The 17512-nt window shown below is 44.4% G+C and carries 15 protein-coding genes and 1 pseudogene; 7 read left to right on the forward strand and 9 right to left on the reverse strand.

From position 1 onward, the window contains the following. Nucleotides 1-124 precede the first annotated feature (124 nt). From R8N47_RS17535 to R8N47_RS17545, 3 genes are all read left to right on the forward strand, one after another. Nucleotides 125-1339 carry a pyridoxal phosphate-dependent aminotransferase gene (locus tag R8N47_RS17535; protein WP_005384283.1) on the forward strand — a complete coding sequence of 405 codons (1215 nt, stop codon included), beginning with the start codon at nt 125-127 and terminating at the stop codon, nt 1337-1339. Nucleotides 1340-1429: 90 nt separating this feature from the next. Then, nucleotides 1430-2014, forward strand: a complete 585-nt coding sequence (gene yfbR / locus R8N47_RS17540) for a 5'-deoxynucleotidase (protein WP_062730721.1) — start codon at nt 1430-1432, stop codon at nt 2012-2014. A gap of 15 nt (nt 2015-2029) precedes the next feature. After that, on the forward strand, nt 2030-3352 hold the full coding sequence (locus R8N47_RS17545) for an anti-phage deoxyguanosine triphosphatase (RefSeq protein ID WP_064353724.1): 1323 nt from the start codon (nt 2030-2032) through the stop codon (nt 3350-3352). Nucleotides 3353-3358: 6 nt separating this feature from the next. Here R8N47_RS17545 and R8N47_RS17550 read toward each other — a convergent pair whose 3' ends face one another. Further along, the gene (locus R8N47_RS17550) at nt 3359-3973 is read right to left on the reverse strand and encodes a tRNA-uridine aminocarboxypropyltransferase (protein ID WP_054575199.1); all 615 of its coding nucleotides are present in this window, start codon (nt 3971-3973) and stop codon (nt 3359-3361) included. 3 nt (nt 3974-3976) lie between these two features. Between R8N47_RS17550 and rrtA the strand changes: the two genes are divergently transcribed. After that, the gene (gene rrtA / locus R8N47_RS17555) at nt 3977-4528 is read left to right on the forward strand and encodes a rhombosortase (RefSeq protein WP_005382331.1); all 552 of its coding nucleotides are present in this window, start codon (nt 3977-3979) and stop codon (nt 4526-4528) included. Between the two features lie 97 nt (nt 4529-4625). Here the strand turns inward: rrtA and R8N47_RS17560 are convergent, their stop codons facing one another. From R8N47_RS17560 to R8N47_RS17595, 8 genes and pseudogenes are all read right to left on the reverse strand, one after another. Continuing rightward, a complete protein-coding gene (locus R8N47_RS17560) occupies nt 4626-4910 on the reverse strand; it encodes a ComEA family DNA-binding protein (protein WP_064353730.1) in 285 nt (94 codons plus the stop codon). A gap of 255 nt (nt 4911-5165) precedes the next feature. Next, nucleotides 5166-7025, reverse strand: coding sequence for a peptidylprolyl isomerase (gene ppiD / locus R8N47_RS17565; protein ID WP_005382334.1), 1860 nt, complete (start codon nt 7023-7025; stop codon nt 5166-5168). Between the two features lie 201 nt (nt 7026-7226). Beyond that, entirely contained in the window at nt 7227-7499 is a 273-nt protein-coding gene (locus R8N47_RS17570) for an HU family DNA-binding protein (RefSeq protein WP_005382341.1), read from the reverse strand. A 191-nt stretch (nt 7500-7690) separates the two neighbouring features. Then, on the reverse strand, nt 7691-10042 hold the full coding sequence (gene lon, locus R8N47_RS17575) for an endopeptidase La (protein WP_005382343.1): 2352 nt from the start codon (nt 10040-10042) through the stop codon (nt 7691-7693). Nucleotides 10043-10172: 130 nt separating this feature from the next. Continuing rightward, nucleotides 10173-11453 (reverse strand): ATP-dependent protease ATP-binding subunit ClpX, encoded by a 1281-nt coding sequence (clpX, locus tag R8N47_RS17580; RefSeq protein ID WP_005382345.1) that lies wholly within the window; start codon nt 11451-11453, stop codon nt 10173-10175. A 70-nt stretch (nt 11454-11523) separates the two neighbouring features. After that, a complete protein-coding gene (clpP, locus tag R8N47_RS17585; protein ID WP_005382347.1) occupies nt 11524-12150 on the reverse strand; it encodes an ATP-dependent Clp endopeptidase proteolytic subunit ClpP in 627 nt (208 codons plus the stop codon). A 105-nt stretch (nt 12151-12255) separates the two neighbouring features. Continuing rightward, nucleotides 12256-13563: a trigger factor gene (gene tig / locus R8N47_RS17590; protein WP_005382251.1), complete on the reverse strand. Its 1308-nt coding sequence runs from the start codon at nt 13561-13563 to the stop codon at nt 12256-12258. A gap of 274 nt (nt 13564-13837) precedes the next feature. Further along, a pseudogene (locus R8N47_RS17595) lies at nt 13838-14050 on the reverse strand (hypothetical protein). Between the two features lie 40 nt (nt 14051-14090). Between R8N47_RS17595 and R8N47_RS17600 the strand changes: the two are divergent. The 3 genes from R8N47_RS17600 to R8N47_RS17610 all read left to right on the forward strand — a co-directional run bounded on the left by R8N47_RS17600 (nt 14091) and on the right by R8N47_RS17610 (nt 17499). Next, a complete protein-coding gene (locus R8N47_RS17600) occupies nt 14091-15896 on the forward strand; it encodes a sensor histidine kinase (protein ID WP_318070349.1) in 1806 nt (601 codons plus the stop codon). Nucleotides 15897-15900: 4 nt separating this feature from the next. Next, nucleotides 15901-17238: a sigma-54-dependent transcriptional regulator gene (locus R8N47_RS17605; protein WP_005390512.1), complete on the forward strand. Its 1338-nt coding sequence runs from the start codon at nt 15901-15903 to the stop codon at nt 17236-17238. Between the two features lie 78 nt (nt 17239-17316). After that, nucleotides 17317-17499, forward strand: coding sequence for a hypothetical protein (locus R8N47_RS17610; protein ID WP_041853050.1), 183 nt, complete (start codon nt 17317-17319; stop codon nt 17497-17499). Nucleotides 17500-17512: the final 13 nt, after the last annotated feature.

A 17512-nucleotide genomic window follows, 5' to 3' on the forward strand; every position in this document is an offset into this window, starting at 1 on the left:
AATCCTGTGATAGCAAGCGAGCAAAACTTAACCAGCAGACAGATTATTTACAGATATATATTCTAATAAAAAACAAATTATTGTATTTTAATAAAGAAATTAACGAATTTTTAGGAATTAAACAATGCAAAATATTGGGATGTCGTCAAAACTCGACAATGTCTGCTACGACATTAGGGGTCCTGTACTCAAACATGCTAAGCGCATGGAGGAAGAAGGGCATAAAATCCTAAAGCTAAACATTGGTAACCCTGCCCCATTTGGTTTTGACGCCCCTGATGAGATTTTAGTCGACGTGATTCGTAATCTGCCGACTTCTCAAGGCTATTGTGATTCCAAAGGTATTTACTCTGCTCGTAAAGCTGTGGTCCAACACTATCAGCGTAAAGGTATACGCTCGCTAGATGTCGAAGATGTGTATGTAGGTAACGGCGTGTCTGAGTTGATCGTAATGGCCATGCAAGCGCTATTAAACAATGGCGACGAAATGCTGATCCCAGCACCAGACTATCCGTTATGGACAGCTTCAGTTGCACTATCTGGTGGTAAGCCGGTTCATTATCTATGTGATGAAGAGGCTGACTGGTACCCAGACCTTGAAGACATCAAAAAGAAAATCACACCAAAGACACGTGGCATTGTTCTGATCAACCCGAACAACCCGACAGGTGCGGTATACAGCCGTGACTTCCTACTTGAAGTCATTGAGATAGCACGCCAGCACAAACTGATCATTTTCGCAGATGAGATCTACGACAAAGTGTTGTACGACGGTGCAACACATACCTCAGTCGCCACACTCACTGAAGACGTGCTAGTCATGACATTCAATGGCCTTTCAAAAGCCTACCGTGTTTGTGGTTTCCGTGGTGGCTGGATGTTCCTAACGGGGCCTAAACATCTGGCTCAAGGGTACGTGAATGGCTTGGAGCTGCTTTCATCGATGCGTTTATGTGCAAACGTACCAATGCAACATGCCATTCAAACCGCGTTAGGTGGGTACCAGAGTATCAATGAACTGATTTTACCTGGCGGACGCTTATTAGAGCAGCGCAACCGAGCGTATGAACTGATCAATCAAATTCCTGGTGTTTCTTGTGTCAAACCTAAGGGTGCGATGTACCTCTTCCCGAAAATCGACACTAAAATGTACAACATCAAGAACGATCAGCAGATGGTTTTAGATTTCTTAAAACAAGAGAAGGTCTTACTGGTGCAAGGTTCTGGTTTTAACTGGCCAAAACCAGACCACTTCCGCATCGTGACACTACCGCACGTTGAAGATCTAGAAATCGCCATTGGACGTTTTGAAAGATTCCTATCAACCTACAGCCAGTAATGAATCACTGGTAGTAATTAGTGCTGATCTCTCATATGCTTAGAGGAACTCCTAGTGAGTTCCTTTTTTACACCAGAAACGGAGAAAGCCATGAAAGAAAGCCATTTTTTCGCCCACCTGGCTCGAATGAAGCTGATCCAACGCTGGCCTTTAATGCGGTCCGTCTCACCAGAAAACGTTTCAGAGCATAGCTTACAAGTTGCTTTTGTCGCTCATGCCCTTGCCCTAATTAAAAACAAAAAGTTCGGCGGTAACCTTAATCCAGAGCGCATCGCGATTCTTGCCATGTACCATGACTCCAGTGAAGTATTAACGGGTGATCTTCCGACTCCAGTGAAGTATTACAACCCTGAAATTGCCAAAGAATATAAGAAGATAGAATCAGCAGCGGAGCAAAAATTACTCTCAATGTTACCGGAAGAGTTCCAAGATGATTTTGCTCCCTATCTTCTTTCTCACTCTGCACACGAAGAGGACGCAAAAATCGTTAAGCAAGCCGATTCCATCTGTGCCTATTTAAAATGTCTTGAAGAACTAAGCGCCGGTAACCATGAGTTCGCTCTGGCAAAAAAACGCTTAGACGTCACTTTGCAAGAACGCAAAACGCCTGAAATGGATTACTTTCTCAATACCTTTGCCCCAAGTTTCGAATTATCGTTAGATGAAATCAGTTAGCTTACGGAGATAATCGTGTCGTTTGAATTACACCCGCAATGGCAAGAGCGCCATGATGATGAGCATAAAATCCGTCGAGACGACCATCGGAGCCCGTACCAACGAGACCGAGCACGCATTCTTCACTCGGCTGCATTTCGACGCCTACAAGCAAAAACCCAAGTACACGGCAATAGCTTGGAAGACTTTCACCGCAGTCGGTTAACACACTCCTTAGAAGCGTCGCAACTCGGGACCGGTATCGTCGCCCAGTTAAAGAAAAAACAACCAGAGTTCCGTGAACTATTACCATCAGACAGCTTAATTGATTCATTATGTTTGGCTCACGACATCGGGCATCCTCCATACGGTCATGGGGGAGAAGTCGCTCTAAACTACGTAATGCGCGAACATGGCGGCTTCGAGGGGAACGCCCAAACCTTTCGTATCGTCACTAAGTTAGAGCCTTATACCGAGCATTTCGGAATGAATTTATCACGCCGCACGCTGTTTGGTTTGATTAAGTACCCTGCCCTCATTAGTCAAACACGCTCCGTCAAGTTGCCTCAACCAGCCAAGCATCAACGTAAACTAAAAGCAAAAGATTGGAGCCCAGCTAAAGGCATTTATGATTGTGATAAAGACTTATTTGATTGGGTAATTGCACCGCTTTCTGACAACGACAAGGCATTGCTTAGTCTGATGCGTTCAACGCCAGAATCGGAGTTTGAGCACAGTAAAACGCGTTTTAAATCAATCGACTGCTCAATCATGGAGCTAGCAGATGATATCGCCTACGGTGTTCATGATTTAGAAGATGCAATCGTACTTGGTATGGTGACACGTCAGCAATGGCAAGAAGGCGCAGCAAGTCAATTAGCGGACTGTGGCGACCCGTGGTTTGAAGCTCATATCGATTCCATCGGACAGATGCTATTTAGCGGTAAGCACCATGAGCGGAAAGATGCCATCGGTGGTATGGTTAACGCGCTACTGACCAGCATTTCAATCAAAACGGTGGATGAGCCGTTTAATAACCCTTTACTTTCTTGGAATGCGTGTTTAGAACCACAGATGGCACGTGCACTTGACGTACTCAAGCACTTTGTCAGCACCTTCGTTATCCAAGTCCCGCAGGTCCAGATCGTTGAGTATAAGGGTCAGCAAATTATTATGGATATTTTTGAAGCGTTAACAGCAGACCCAGAGCGCTTACTACCCGTTCATACAAAAGAGCTGTGGTGTCAGGCGAAGAGCGAAAGCAATAAGATGAGGGTCATCGCCGATTACATTTCTGCAATGACCGATGGTCACGCACAAAAGCTACACCGCCAACTTTTCTCTTCCATCGTTCTTTAGTAACACTCAACCTTTCAAATAATTCTTTTCAAAAACGCCCGGAGGCATCTGGGCGATTTGGAATTCGATCATATTTTCAAAGGCATGCATAAGCGGTGTAAAGTCTCGCTCGGGTTCAAGCAAGCGAAGCGAATGATAACCTGCCTCGACTGTCGATAAGCTATTCTCAGAGGGCGCCTTACGAATGGTGTAGTGCCCTTGTAGTTGCTTAGGCAACTGCACGGTTGGGAGTGGATGTAAGTTGCTTGAGAGTTGCCACATTTTGTACGCTTTTTTCCACGTACCATCGAGCAAAATCAAACGTATTTTCTTAGATACACTATGACTCGCTTGAGTGATTTCAGAAATGCATCGTGACCCTTCTGATGGGTAAAGAACAAAATGTTGATATGACTCATCCGCTAATAAGTGATTTAAGACATCATCACAAGAAAAGTCCTCTCCTATCAAACAAATACAGTTATCTAAACTCAAATTGAGAATCCGTGCCGTACCAAGCGGACGATGTTCTTCACTCGTGTGCTGAAGAATGATAAGTTCTACCTCGCTTGCCAGCGGTACAATCCATTGGCAAATACACGCTTTTTGCGATTTTCCACAACGAGAACAATAACGAGACATAGAGTGAACCTTTATACCTTGCTGAGTATTATCAGCGTGATCTGTTTGATACTTCAATTTGAACCAATGGCAAGCCTAACCGAGTGGCACAGCTACAATATACGCCATGGTGAATGGTGGCGAATCGTAACAGGAAATCTCACACATACCAACTTTGCGCACTTAGGAATGAACCTCGCCGGATTGTGGATCATTACTTTTATTTTTCGCCCAAGCACTCGTAACTTCCTTATCGTTTTTTCAATCTTATGTGCATGTGTTGGTGCGCTGAATTTGTTTACCAACATGTCGGTGTACGTGGGTTTATCCGGCGTATTACACGGATTGTTTGGATTTTGGGCGCTCAGAGAAGTCTTTGAAAGTAGAAGAAGCAGTGTGTTGTTAGTCGGAGGGCTAATCGCCAAAGTAGCATGGGAGCAGGTCTATGGCCCATCAAGCAGTACTGCTGAGCTTATCGGTGCAAACGTTGCTATTGATGCTCATATGTTTGGCGCACTCGGTGGGTTAGTAATGGCTTTACTGGAAAAAGGCCTTCGCCGTCGTTTATTCGGATAAAAATCCCGAACCACGAAAGAGGTGCTGGTTCGGGAAAGCAGTAATAGGGAAGCAGATATTGTTCTGAATTCAGACTCAATATCTGCAATACATCAAGCTACAGTAAAATGCGGTCTTCGTTTTTCTTAACTGTCGCTTCACCAATGCCTTTTACGCTCTTCAAATCTGCTGCCGTTTTAAAAGGGCCATGTTCCTCGCGGTAGTCCACTATACTCTGCGCTTTTTTCTCACCTATACCTTTCAACATGGTCGCAATTTCTTCAGCAGTGGCCGTGTTGATATTTACAGTAATTTCAATTCCTTCATATTTGTCAGTGGCTGAATCCGCAGCCATGCTAAAAGGTGCACAAACAAATAAGCACAATGTCAAAATCCATTTCATATTGAACATACAATCTCCAAAATAGTAGGCTAAAAACAGTCATCGAGAGCGAGTCACTATCAAGTTTGCAATGGAAAGCAATATGGTTATGCATTTAACAAACTGAGATGACCCGGAATTCACAACGGCCGCTATCACTTAAACGCGCACTAATTTAAGTAATGCCTATTGATGATTGAAGTTCATAAAGACAAAAATAAAACGGACCGCTTATGCGGTCCGTTTTATTCAACATACAAATTACACTAATTGTGCTTAGTTGCTCACAACAAAGTACTCAATGTCAGTATTTGCACGCAGTACGGCTAGTACAGATGATAAATCTTGCTGAGAAGATGCACGCTGCATTTGCATCGCAACTTGATCTTCTAACTCACTATCTAGCTCTGCGTTTACAGCATCAAGCTCGATGATAATGATGTTACCTTCAAGATCTTTAGACTGACCGTATACTGGTTTACCATCGACTGGTTTTGCCATCGCGAATACCGTTGTTGCTAACGGAGAACGACGATCTACTGTCTCTTGTTCACCAAAGGCAAGATTGTTTTCAGCAAGCACGTTCGTCTTACCTTCTTTCAATGCCGCAACGACTTGTGTTCCAAGTTCCATCGCTTCTTGCTCACCTTTAACACGAGATAGCTCTGCAACAACCTGATCTTTCACTTCTTCTAGTGGAAGAACTGTCTCGTCACGCGCATCTTCAACACGAACAACGATAATATGCTCAGGCGCAACTTCGATAGCTTCAGAGTTTAGGCCATCTTCTTTAACTTCAGGACTTAGGATAGCTTGCATTACCGCAGGGCTACGAAGCACTTCAGGTGCATCAACCTGAGAAATAAAGTCCGTTGTCTTCACTTCTTGGTTAACCGCTTGAGAAGCATCATACAATGAGTCTGGGTATTCAAACGCTACGCGCTCAAGCTCATTTTGCAACTCGTAGAATTGATCGATCGCTTGTTGGTCGACCATCTCTTGTTTGATTTCAGCAGCGACTTCTTCAAATGGCTTCGCCACAGAATCTTTTAGCTCTTCAAGCTTGATAATGTGATAGCCAAAGTCCGACTTTACTAGACCCGACGTATCGCCAGGATTCTTCAGTGCGAATGCCGCTTCTTCAAAAGCAGGGTCCATCACATCACGCTCAATCCAACCTAGGTCACCACCGTTTTCAGCGCTGCCAAAATCGTCAGATTTCTCTTGAGCAAGCGTCGCAAAATCTGCACCCGCGTTTAGCTCGTCTAGGATAGCTTGCGCTTTTGCTTCATCGTCCCCTTCTACAAGAATGTGAGCGACACGTCGTTGCTCTTCTGAAGAGTATTTGTTTAAGTGCTCGTCGTAGTACTTTTTCACCTCAGCATCAGAAACATTAACTTGTTCCTTTAGCGCTTCAGCTGACAGTTCGATGTAAGAGACTTTAACCTGCTCTGGGCGTGTAAAGTTGTCTGGGTTTGCTTTGTAGTACTCTTGAATTTCTTCGTCGGTCAATTCAATATTTTTCGCAAACTCCGCTAAGTCGATCTGAATCGTGCGAATATCACGAGTTTGAGTGAACAGCTTGCCTTCTGCTTGTACTTCACCCGGCAGAATAAATTCACTGTTTTGTAGCGCATTCAGCAGTTGCTCACGAACCAATTCACGACGCATGTACTCAGCAAAAGAGTCTGGCGAAAAGCCTGCACGACGCAAAGAAGCTTGATAGATCTCTTGATCAAACTGACCATTAGATTGGAACTGAGGCATGTCTAGAATCATGCTACGCACTTGAGTGTCGCTGATTCGCAGACCCAAAGCTTCAGCTTGTTGGTCAAGCAACACGTCATTGATCATTCGATCTAAAACGGATTTGCGGAAAGATTCAACATATGCAGGGTCAGCCAGCATTTGAGAGAAGTAGTCACCCAACTGAGCTTGCATACGGTTACGCTCATTTTGGTATGCCATCTCGAACTCACCACGAGGAATCTCAGTGTTACCGACTTTCGCTGCAGAGTTGTTGCTACCACCAACGATGTAGCTACCTACACCTGCAAATACGAAAGACAGGATGATAAGTCCAAGGATAATTTTGACCGCGATGCTATTCACGCCTTCGCGTAGTCGATCCATCATAATTTAACTGCTCTCCACAATTGAAGCCTACTGCTTCTATCTAATAGAAATAATGGCGCAATAATATCAGAAAAAGAAATGCGCATCAGTATGATGCGCATAATTTAAGAAAGTTCGGCTCGAAGTTTGTAAATTTTTGTTCGAAACTTATTGTTTGAGCAAAAGTTAAGCAAATGGCCGGTTACAGAAATAACGCCGTGATTAGTTACAAGCGTCTTTCAGTGCTTTACCAGCTTTGAAAGCTGGTACTTTTGCTTCTGCGATTTGGATTTCTTCACCAGTTTTTGGGTTACGACCAGTACGTGCAGCACGAGTACGAACGCTGAATGTACCAAAGCCAACTAGAGCGACTTGATCACCAGATTGAAGAGTTCCGCTTACTGCTTCGATGAATGCATCTAGAGCACGACCCGCTGACGCTTTAGAAATATCTGCATTTTCTGCGATTTGTTCTACTAACTGAGTTTTATTCACTGTAATTTCCCCTTTGTGTCATCTGTGATTATTTTTGTGATGACTTTCGTTCCATTGTTAAGAAAATATGCTCCACCCCTTATTCATCAAGGGCTGGCAGCTATCGAAACTAACTTAGCGCCCAAAAAAAACGCTGACAAGCCTTTTTGGGCTTATCAGCGTAAACTTTTACTTATTTTTGCTACACATCACTATTTTTGAGACTCAAACTCAACGCCCGTCGGGTCTCGCTCTAGTGCGACTTTCAGTACTTCATCAATCCACTGTACAGGGATAACTTCCAGATCCGCGATAACATTATCAGGAATCTCTTCCAAATCACGCTCGTTATCTTTTGGAATTAGCACTGTCTTAATGCCACCACGGTGTGCCGCAAGTAACTTCTCTTTTAGGCCGCCGATAGGTAGAACCTCACCACGCAGTGTGATTTCACCCGTCATCGCTACTTCTGCTTTCACAGGGTTGCCTGTTAGAGAAGAAACCAATGCTGTACACATTGCTGTACCCGCACTTGGGCCATCTTTTGGTGTCGCGCCTTCCGGGACGTGTACGTGAATATCTTTCTTCTCGTAGAAGTCAGTATTGATACCTAGCTTTTCTGCACGAGAGCGAACCACTGTCATTGCTGCTTGGATAGACTCTTGCATCACATCACCAAGAGAACCCGTTTGTGTCAGCTTACCTTTACCTGGCATTGATTGAGTTTCAATCGTTAATAGATCGCCACCCACTTCGGTCCAAGCTAGGCCAGTTACTTGACCAATTCGGTTACTTTCATCCGCTTTACCGTAATCGAAACGTTGAACACCTAAGTACTCTTTTAGGTTGTCCATCGTTACCGTTACTGACTTGATGTCCTTATCCAGCAAGATGTTCTTCACCGCTTTACGGCAGATCTTAGAAATCTCACGCTCTAAGTTACGGACACCCGCTTCACGCGTGTAGTAACGAATGATGCCAATAATCGCAGAATCTTCAATGACGATCTCATCCGCTTTCAAGCCATTACGCTTCACTTGTTTATCAACAAGGTGACGTTTTGCAATGTTCAGCTTCTCGTCTTCGGTGTAACCAGATAAACGAATAACTTCCATACGGTCTAACAATGGACCCGGGATGTTCATCGAGTTCGATGTCGCAACAAACATAACGTCAGAGAGATCGTAATCCACTTCTAGGTAGTGATCGTTGAACGAGTTATTCTGTTCAGGATCAAGTACTTCTAGTAGAGCCGATGCCGGATCACCACGCATATCGGAAGACATTTTGTCGATTTCGTCCAATAAGAACAGCGGGTTCTTCACACCAACCTTCGACATCTTCTGGATCAATTTGCCTGGTAATGAGCCGATATAAGTACGACGGTGACCACGAATTTCCGCTTCATCACGCACACCACCCAACGCCATACGAACATACTTACGGCCTGTAGCTGAAGCAATTGAACGACCAAGAGATGTTTTACCGACACCAGGAGGACCAACAAGACAAAGGATAGGACCTTTTAGCTTGTTGATACGGTTTTGAACCGCCAAGTATTCAAGGATACGTTCTTTGACGCGTTCTAGACCGTAGTGATCTTCATTAAGAACCTCTTCTGCTTTCGCTAAGTTTTTCTTAACTTTTGAGCGCTTAGCCCAAGGAACGCTGACCATCCAATCGATGTAGCTACGAACCACTGTTGCTTCAGCAGACATTGGAGACATCATCTTAAGCTTTTGCAGCTCTTGCTCTGTCTTTTCACGTGCCTCTTGAGGCATTTTTGATTCGTCAATCTTCTTCTGTAGCGTTTCGAACTCGTCTGGTGCGTCTTCCATCTCACCAAGTTCTTTCTGAATCGCTTTCATTTGCTCATTCAGATAGTACTCACGCTGAGATTTTTCCATTTGCTTTTTAACGCGACCACGAATTCGTTTTTCAACTTGCAGCAAGTCGATCTCTGATTCCATCTGGCCCATCAGGAATTCCAGACGCTCAGTGACGTCAACAATTTCAAGCACTTGCTGCTTATCCACCAACTTTAACGGCATATGAGCCGCAATGGTATCCGCTAAGCGTGCGGCTTCGTCGATACCATTAAGTGACGTTAGCACTTCTGGTGGAATCTTCTTGTTTAGCTTAATGAACCCTTCAAACTGATTAATCGCGCTGCGAACAATCACTTCTTGCTCACGCTCATCCAATTCTGGCGTAACAACAAATTCAGCTTCCGCTAGGAAAAAGTCACTCTCTTTAAAGTGATTGATTTTTGCTCGCTGCTGGCCTTCGACCAATACTTTTACTGTGCCATCCGGAAGCTTCAAGAGCTGGAGAATGGTGGCTACCGTACCTACGTCAAATAGGTCGTCAACCGTAGGCTCGTCAGTATCCGCTTGCTTTTGTGCCACAAGAAGAACTTGTTTGTTGGTTTCCATCGCCGTTTCTAGACAGCTAATCGATTTCTCACGACCAACAAACAATGGAATAACCATGTGTGGGTAGACCACTACGTCACGTAGAGGTAGTACCGGGATCTCGATACGCTCGGAACGTTCCAAGTTCATATAATTCTCTCTTCCGCTTTCACGTTTAACGTATTACTTAAGGCAGTATATGGGGGCTAATTGTTTGGATTCAATAAGAGAAATAAAAAAAGGAGGTAATTACTTACCTCCTTTTTCATTATGGCTGAATTTACTCTGCTCCAGCTGCCTGATTGTCTGCGTTACTGTAAATAAGCAGTGGCTCTGACTCGCCATTAATGACGGACTCATCAATCACGACTTTACTAACGTCTGTTGCAGATGGTAATTCGTACATGGTTTCAAGTAGCACGCCTTCAAGAATCGAGCGTAAGCCACGAGCACCTGTTTTACGCTCCATTGCTTTTTTCGCGATAGCGCGCAGCGCATCTTCACGGAATTCAAGTTCAGCGTTTTCTAGCTCAAACAATGCTGCATATTGCTTGGTCAGTGCGTTCTTCGGTTCACATAGGATCTGAATCAACGCTTCTTCATCAAGCTCAGTCAGTGTTGTTGTTACAGGTAGACGACCAATGAATTCTGGAATGAGGCCGTACTTCACTAAGTCTTCAGGTTCAACTTGAGTAAATAGCTCACCTACCGTCTTCGATTCATTCTTCGAACGAACTTCAGCACCAAAACCAATACCTGTACCTGTTGCAACACGCTGCTCAATCACTTTGTCTAAGCCAGCAAAAGCACCACCACAGATGAACAGGATCTTAGATGTGTCCACTTGTAGGAATTCTTGCTGAGGATGCTTACGACCACCTTGAGGTGGAACCGATGCAACCGTACCTTCGATAAGTTTTAGTAGCGCCTGCTGAACACCTTCACCAGATACGTCACGCGTAATAGATGGGTTTTCAGCTTTGCGTGAAATCTTATCAATTTCATCAATGTAAACGATGCCGCGTTCCGCTTTAGCTACATCGTAATCACATTTTTGCAGAAGCTTTTGGATGATGTTTTCAACGTCTTCACCTACGTAACCGGCTTCGGTTAGTGTCGTCGCGTCTGCCATTGTAAATGGCACATCCAAGAATCGAGCTAATGTCTCCGCAAGTAGTGTTTTACCACTACCTGTAGGACCAATTAGAAGGATGTTACTCTTACCAAGCTCCACACCTTCGCTCGTTGTATCACCATTGCGTAAACGCTTGTAGTGGTTATATACCGCAACTGCGAGCACTTTTTTCGCGTAATCTTGCCCGATCACATAGTCATCAAGGTGTTCACGGATCTGTTTTGGCGTTGGTAACGCTTCAGATTCTTTCTTAGGGAGAACATCCTTGATTTCTTCGCGAATAATATCGTTACATAAGTCGACACACTCGTCGCAAATGTACACTGACGGACCTGCGATTAGCTTGCGAACTTCGTGCTGACTTTTGCCGCAGAAAGAACAGTACAGCAATTTACCGCTGCCACTTTCTTTGCTTTTATCTGTCATTCGCTAACCTCTTAGCCTTTACTCTTCATGAATGAGTGTATATCAATTTTTGCCAAAATGCGCTGGCTAATTACTCGCCACGGTGGCTTAACACTGCATCCACGATACCGTATTCCACAGCCTGCTCTGATGACATGAAGTTATCACGATCAGTATCGCGCTCAATGACTTCAAGAGGTTGGCCTGTATGTTCTGCTAACAACTTGTTTAGCTTCTGTTTAATCGTCAGGATTTCCTGAGCATGGATTTGGATATCAGAAGCTTGACCCTGGAAACCACCCAATGGTTGGTGGATCATTACACGAGAGTTAGGCAGTACGTAACGCTTACCTGGCGCACCACCTGCAAGCAGGAAGGCACCCATTGAACATGCTTGACCCATACACACAGTGCTGACATTTGGCTTAATGAACTGCATGGTATCGTAAATAGACATACCAGCTGTTACGCTGCCGCCTGGCGAGTTGATGTATAGGAAAATATCTTTATCTGGATTTTCAGATTCTAGGAAAAGTAGCTGAGCCACGACAAGGTTTGCCATGTGGTCTTCCACTTGACCCGTTAAAAAAATCACGCGCTCTTTCAGCAGACGTGAGTAGATGTCGTAAGAACGTTCGCCTCGGGAAGTTTGTTCAACCACCATTGGTACTAGCGCGTCCATAATTGGCGACATTGCATTTTTTTCTTGGTAGCTCATATTCTTATGTCCCTAAAATAAATGGCCCGGATGATGACTATCATACGGACCATTGTTAGCAGAATAGTTAACGTTAAGTCAACCTTCTACGCAAGATATTGCTTATTAAGCAGCAGGTTGTTGTTGGTTAAGTAGCTCGTTGAAGCCTACTTCTTTCTCAGAAACCTGTGCTTTAGCGATGATCGCGTCGATTGCTTGCTCTTCTAGAGCTACGTTGCGCATGTTGTTCATCATTTCTTCGTTTTGCTCGTAGTAAGCAATAACTTCTGATGGATCTTCGTATGCAGTAGCCATTTCTTCGATTAGCGCTTTAACTTTCTCGTCGTCCGCTTTTAGCTCTTCAGATTTGATTACTTCACCTAGTAGAAGACCAACAACTACGCGACGTTTAGCTTGTTCTTCGAACAGTTCACGTGGAAGCTGAGCAGCAGCTTCTGGGTTACCACCGAAGCGTTGTGCAGCTTGTTGACGTAGAACTTGGATTTCTTGCTCGATAAGCGCTGATGGTACGTTGATGTCGTTTTGCTCAACTAGACCGTCAATCGCTTGCTCTTTGATGCGGTTCTTAACAGCTTGCTTAAGTTCGCGTTCCATGTTCTTACGAACTTCAGCTTTAAGTGCTTCAACACCACCTTCAACAACACCGAACTTAGCAACGAACTCGTCGTTTAGTTCTGGAAGTTCACGAGCTTCAACTTTGTTCACTTTGATTGCGAACTTAGCTGCTTTACCTTTTAGGTTTTCAGCGTGGTAATCTTCTGGGAAAGTCACGTCGATGTCGAATTCCATACCAGCAGTTTTACCTGCGATACCGTCTTCGAAACCAGGGATCATGCGACCAGCACCCATTTCTAGAGGGAAGTTCTCAGCTTTACCGCCTTCGAACTCTTCACCGTCGATAGAACCAACGAAGTCGATGCTTACACGTTTGCCATCTTCTGCTGCTTCTTCAACTTCAACCCAAGTTGCTTGTTGCTTACGTAGAGTATCGATCATCTCTTCTACGTCTGCATCTTTAACTTCTGTTAGTGGTTTTTCAACAGTGATGCTCTCTAGGCCTTTAAGCTCAACTTCTGGGTAAACTTCAAAAGTTGCAGTGAAAACTAGGTCTGAACCTTCTTTGTTCTCTACAGGAGCGAAAGTTGGAGCGCCAGCTGGGTTGATTTTCTCTTTAACGATAGCTTCGATGAAGTGGCGTTGCATTACTTCACCAAGAACGTCTTGACGTACTGCTTTGCCGTACATCTTAGCAACCATTTTTAGAGGCACTTTACCCTTACGGAAACCATCGAAACGACGGTTTTTAGCGATGTTGCGTAGTTCAGCTGTTACAGCGTCTTCGATGTTTGCAGCTGGAACAGTAATGTTTAGACGGCGCTCTAGGCCCTCTAGCGTTTCAACAGTAACTTGCATTATATATAAACCTCTAAAGTGGCTCGGTTTTCCGAGCGTATGAGCGAAACTCAGAGGAGCTTACGCTTCATCCTTGTGTAGTGTTCTGTCCGAACACCTAATTTAAAATCGAGTATCGATACTGGTTGTCAGTACCGGACTAATCAGTGATATCTTCGATAAAATAACCAAAGGTATCTCCTATTAGCCTCAGGACAGAATTTTTAGACGCGACATTCTAGCGATCTGTCGCAACCCTGTCGAGCCAATAGCCACTATGTGGACATTGTCTGCGCTAAATTCTCGAATGCTGACCCATTTTTTCTTCAAAAATGCGATTCAAACACCGTCTAAGTATCGTCAGCATATCTAGAATGGGGACAATAGCGACTTTTTCAAGAGAATCGACCGGTTTTTTTATCGAAAAGCCTAAAAAGAGATCTTGCTCTTGTTTTACTCCACAGAGTTGAAAACTAAATCCCTAATCCTCCCTACAAACTATTAACATTTTCTTACGTGACCAAAGGAAAGGTTTAAGGAGTGTAAGGATGTCGCAAAAAAACCGGATTCTGCTGACTTTTTTTGCCTTCTATTTCCTTTGCGCAATCATAGGTGGTCATTGGGTTTGGCAGACTAGTTATCAATCATTACTTGATAAACACCAGTCACAACTTGAGCAATTTTCTAGTCATATTAAAAACAAACTCGACAAATACGCCCATATCCCTAACCTTCTGGCCAAAGATGACCCTCTCCATCAAGCGTTACTGCATCCAAATAACAGTGCCCAACTGGAACTCACCAATCGGTATTTAGAATCCGTTAATGACGTGATTGAAGCGGCAGATACCTATTTAATCGATCAATGGGGTACGACGATCGCGGCCAGCAACTGGCGTAAAGAGCGATCTTTTCTTGGACGAAATTTTGCGTTCCGCCCTTATTTCAAACAAGCAATCGTTGGGGAACGAAGCCAATACTACGCGCTGGGTTCGACTTCGGGTAAGCGTGGCTACTACTATTCTTATCCGATCATATACGCGGGCGGCGTCCTTGGTGTGGTCGTGGTTAAGATGGACTTGAGTAAGATAGAAGACAACTGGCAGCAGCCAAATAGTGTGTTCGTCGCGAGCGATCCGCACGGGATTGTTTTCATGAGCAGCCGAAGTGATTGGCTACTCAAAAGCTTACAACCACTGACTGAGAATGAAAGAAAACAAGTTTGGGCAAGCCGACAATACCTTGATGAGCCAATTGAAACTCTAGGATTGGTGGGCAATGTGGAGGAAACGCATTCTGAGCTTAAACAAGGTTACCCATATAACAACGGGACCTTGGTGGTCTCTTCGTTGCCCCTACCAGAGCTCAAGCTGACCATCCGTGTACTATCTCCCAAGCAGTCTATCGTCTGGCTCACTATGGGTTACATTTTTGTACTTACTCTTGCATTCACCGTATTGTTTTTAATTGGCCAGCTCATCTATCACCGTCAACAACGCCACTTACAACTTGAGAGAATTCAACAAGAGGCCAATCAAAAACTTGAATATCAAGTCATGGCTCGCACCGCAGAATTGCAAGCAGAAATCGCCCAGAGAATAGAAACCGAACAAACACTTCGCCTAACGCAAGACGAACTCGTTCAAGCTGCGAAACTAGCAGTATTGGGGCAAATGTCAGCCAGTATCAGTCATGAACTGAATAATCCACTTGCGGCCATTCGCAGCTTTGCTGAAAACGGCAAGCTGTTCCTCCAAAAAGAAAAATATGAGCGAGTGGAAGATAATCTAACTCGCATCTCAGCCCTCACTGATCGTATGGCAAACATCAGTCAGCAGCTTCGTTCTTTCGCTAAAAAAACCAGTGGAAACGAGCTGGCTCAATCTCGTTTGTTTCCAGTAATTGCCTCAGTCAAAGAGCTGATGAAACCCGCACTTAAATCTGCACGTGTCACGCTAGAAACGCAGGTACCAGAGCACGATGTTGAAGTTCAGATCAATATCATTCAACTTGAACAAGTGTTGGTTAATTTGCTGACCAATGCGATAGAGGCTCTCAAAGAGCAACAAGACAAACAAGTACAGTTATCCGTAGAGCAAGACGAACATGCCGGTTTGATTTGGATTCATGTAGATGACAATGGTCCAGGGCTTGGAGATTTCTCACTTTCGGACTTATGTGAGCCTTTCCTAACTACCAAACAAAATGGGTTAGGTTTAGGGCTCTCTATCTCGCAACAAATCTTAGCCAGTATGAACGGAAGATTATGTGCCCAAAATCGAGAACAAGGCGGAGCTCGATTTTCATTGTGTTTACCTATCGCTCCTAACAACACAGAACAATCAAAAGGATGAGATCATGTGTCAGGTGTTTTTTATTGATGATGAAGCCGATCTTAGACTGGCAATAGAACAAACGTTTGAATTGGCAGATATCGATGCCACATTCTTTCCAGACGCTGAATCTGCCTTACTCGCCATTAAGCAGGGAGCCGAGCCAGGTGTGGTGATTACCGATATTTGCTTACCCGGTATTTCAGGGATGGATTTACTGAATACCCTTGTACGAAAAGACACCCATCTTCCCGTGATTATGATTACTGGTCATGGCGATATATCAATGGCGGTTAATGCGTTACACCAAGGAGCGTATGATTTTATCGAAAAACCATTCCCACCTGAGCACCTAGTTGAAACCGTCAAGCGCGCCATTGAGAAGCGCCAATTAACCGTTGAAAACGAGAAGTTACGCCTGTCTCTCAAGGCAAGTAAAACGCTCGGACCTCGTGTTATCGGAGAAACGTCTAGCATTCAAATGTTACGCGAAACCATTGCTCACATCGCCGATACTGATGCAGATATCTTATTGTTTGGCGAGACTGGTACAGGTAAAGAGTTAATCGCCCGCTCTTTGCATGAGCAAAGCTCTCGACGGAACCAAAACTTTGTCGCAGTAAATTGTGGTGCAGTACCAGAGAATTTGATTGAGAGCGAACTCTACGGGCATGAAAAAGGCGCATTTACTGGCGCAGAAAGCCGCCGTATCGGTAAATTTGAATTTGCTCAAGGCGGTACACTTTTCTTGGATGAAATCGAGTCAATGCCAATCCAAGCCCAAATCCGTTTACTGAGAGTACTGCAAGAGCGTGTGATTGAGCGTGTCGGCTCGAATGAACTCTTGCCCTTAGATATTCGAGTGATTGCCGCCACCAAAGTCGATTTGAAACGCGCTGCTGAAGAGGGAACCTTTCGCCAAGATCTTTACTATCGACTGAATGTGGTTACCTTAGATCTCCCGCCACTGCGTGAACGGAAAGAAGACATCCCTGCCCTCTTCCATCATTTCCTATTGGTAGCAGCTTCACGTTACGGTAAAAGCTCTCCTAGCTTGTCATCCCACGACCTCGCCCAACTGATGAACCATGACTGGCCAGGCAATGTTCGCGAGCTAAGAAATGCAGCAGAGCGTTTCGTGCTATTGGGTAAATTAATTCAGTTAGGAGAATCGACTCCGGTTGCCAAGCCTTCTTCAAGTCTTGCAGAACAAGTAGCAGAGTTCGAGAGAGCAGCCATTGAAGGCGCATTACTGGAAAATAACGGCAGCATTAAACAGACAATGGCACAATTGAATGTGCCTCGAAAAACTCTGTATGACAAAATGCAACGCTATCAAATAGATAAAGAGCTCTATAAATAAAACGATTCTCAAGGATTGGTATTATATCCAACTTGAATCATAATTTTTAATAATTGATTCATCATGGTTGTTACGGATATGAACGAGAAAGTTAGAATACCGATCATTACAGATACCGTGATGGTAGACGGGCAATATCAAGAAGAGAGACGTTCAGGCGAGGAGCGGCGCAAGAATAAAAAGAAGTGGCGAAGCTACGAGCGGCGAGTCCACCCAGACCCTCGTAGGCCTAGCTACAAACCCATAGACGAAGAGGTGTGAATCATCACACCTC

The organism is Vibrio sp. 2132-1, assembly GCF_033344315.1.

Bases quoted from the DNA above. Each gene is read 5' to 3' on its own strand.
- R8N47_RS17535 (WP_005384283.1), top strand. From the start codon at position 125: ATGCAAAATATTGGGATGTCGTCAAAACTCGACAATGTCTGCTACGAC.
- yfbR (WP_062730721.1), top strand. From the start codon at position 1,430: ATGAAAGAAAGCCATTTTTTCGCCCACCTGGCTCGAATGAAGCTGATC.
- R8N47_RS17550 (WP_054575199.1), bottom strand. From the start codon at position 3,973: ATGTCTCGTTATTGTTCTCGTTGTGGAAAATCGCAAAAAGCGTGTATT.
- R8N47_RS17560 (WP_064353730.1), bottom strand. From the start codon at position 4,910: ATGAAATGGATTTTGACATTGTGCTTATTTGTTTGTGCACCTTTTAGC.
- ppiD (WP_005382334.1), bottom strand. From the start codon at position 7,025: ATGATGGATCGACTACGCGAAGGCGTGAATAGCATCGCGGTCAAAATT.
- lon (WP_005382343.1), bottom strand. From the start codon at position 10,042: ATGAACTTGGAACGTTCCGAGCGTATCGAGATCCCGGTACTACCTCTA.
- clpX (WP_005382345.1), bottom strand. From the start codon at position 11,453: ATGACAGATAAAAGCAAAGAAAGTGGCAGCGGTAAATTGCTGTACTGT.
- clpP (WP_005382347.1), bottom strand. From the start codon at position 12,150: ATGAGCTACCAAGAAAAAAATGCAATGTCGCCAATTATGGACGCGCTA.
- tig (WP_005382251.1), bottom strand. From the start codon at position 13,563: ATGCAAGTTACTGTTGAAACGCTAGAGGGCCTAGAGCGCCGTCTAAAC.
- R8N47_RS17600 (WP_318070349.1), top strand. From the start codon at position 14,091: ATGTCGCAAAAAAACCGGATTCTGCTGACTTTTTTTGCCTTCTATTTC.
- R8N47_RS17605 (WP_005390512.1), top strand. From the start codon at position 15,901: ATGTGTCAGGTGTTTTTTATTGATGATGAAGCCGATCTTAGACTGGCA.
- R8N47_RS17610 (WP_041853050.1), top strand. From the start codon at position 17,317: ATGAACGAGAAAGTTAGAATACCGATCATTACAGATACCGTGATGGTA.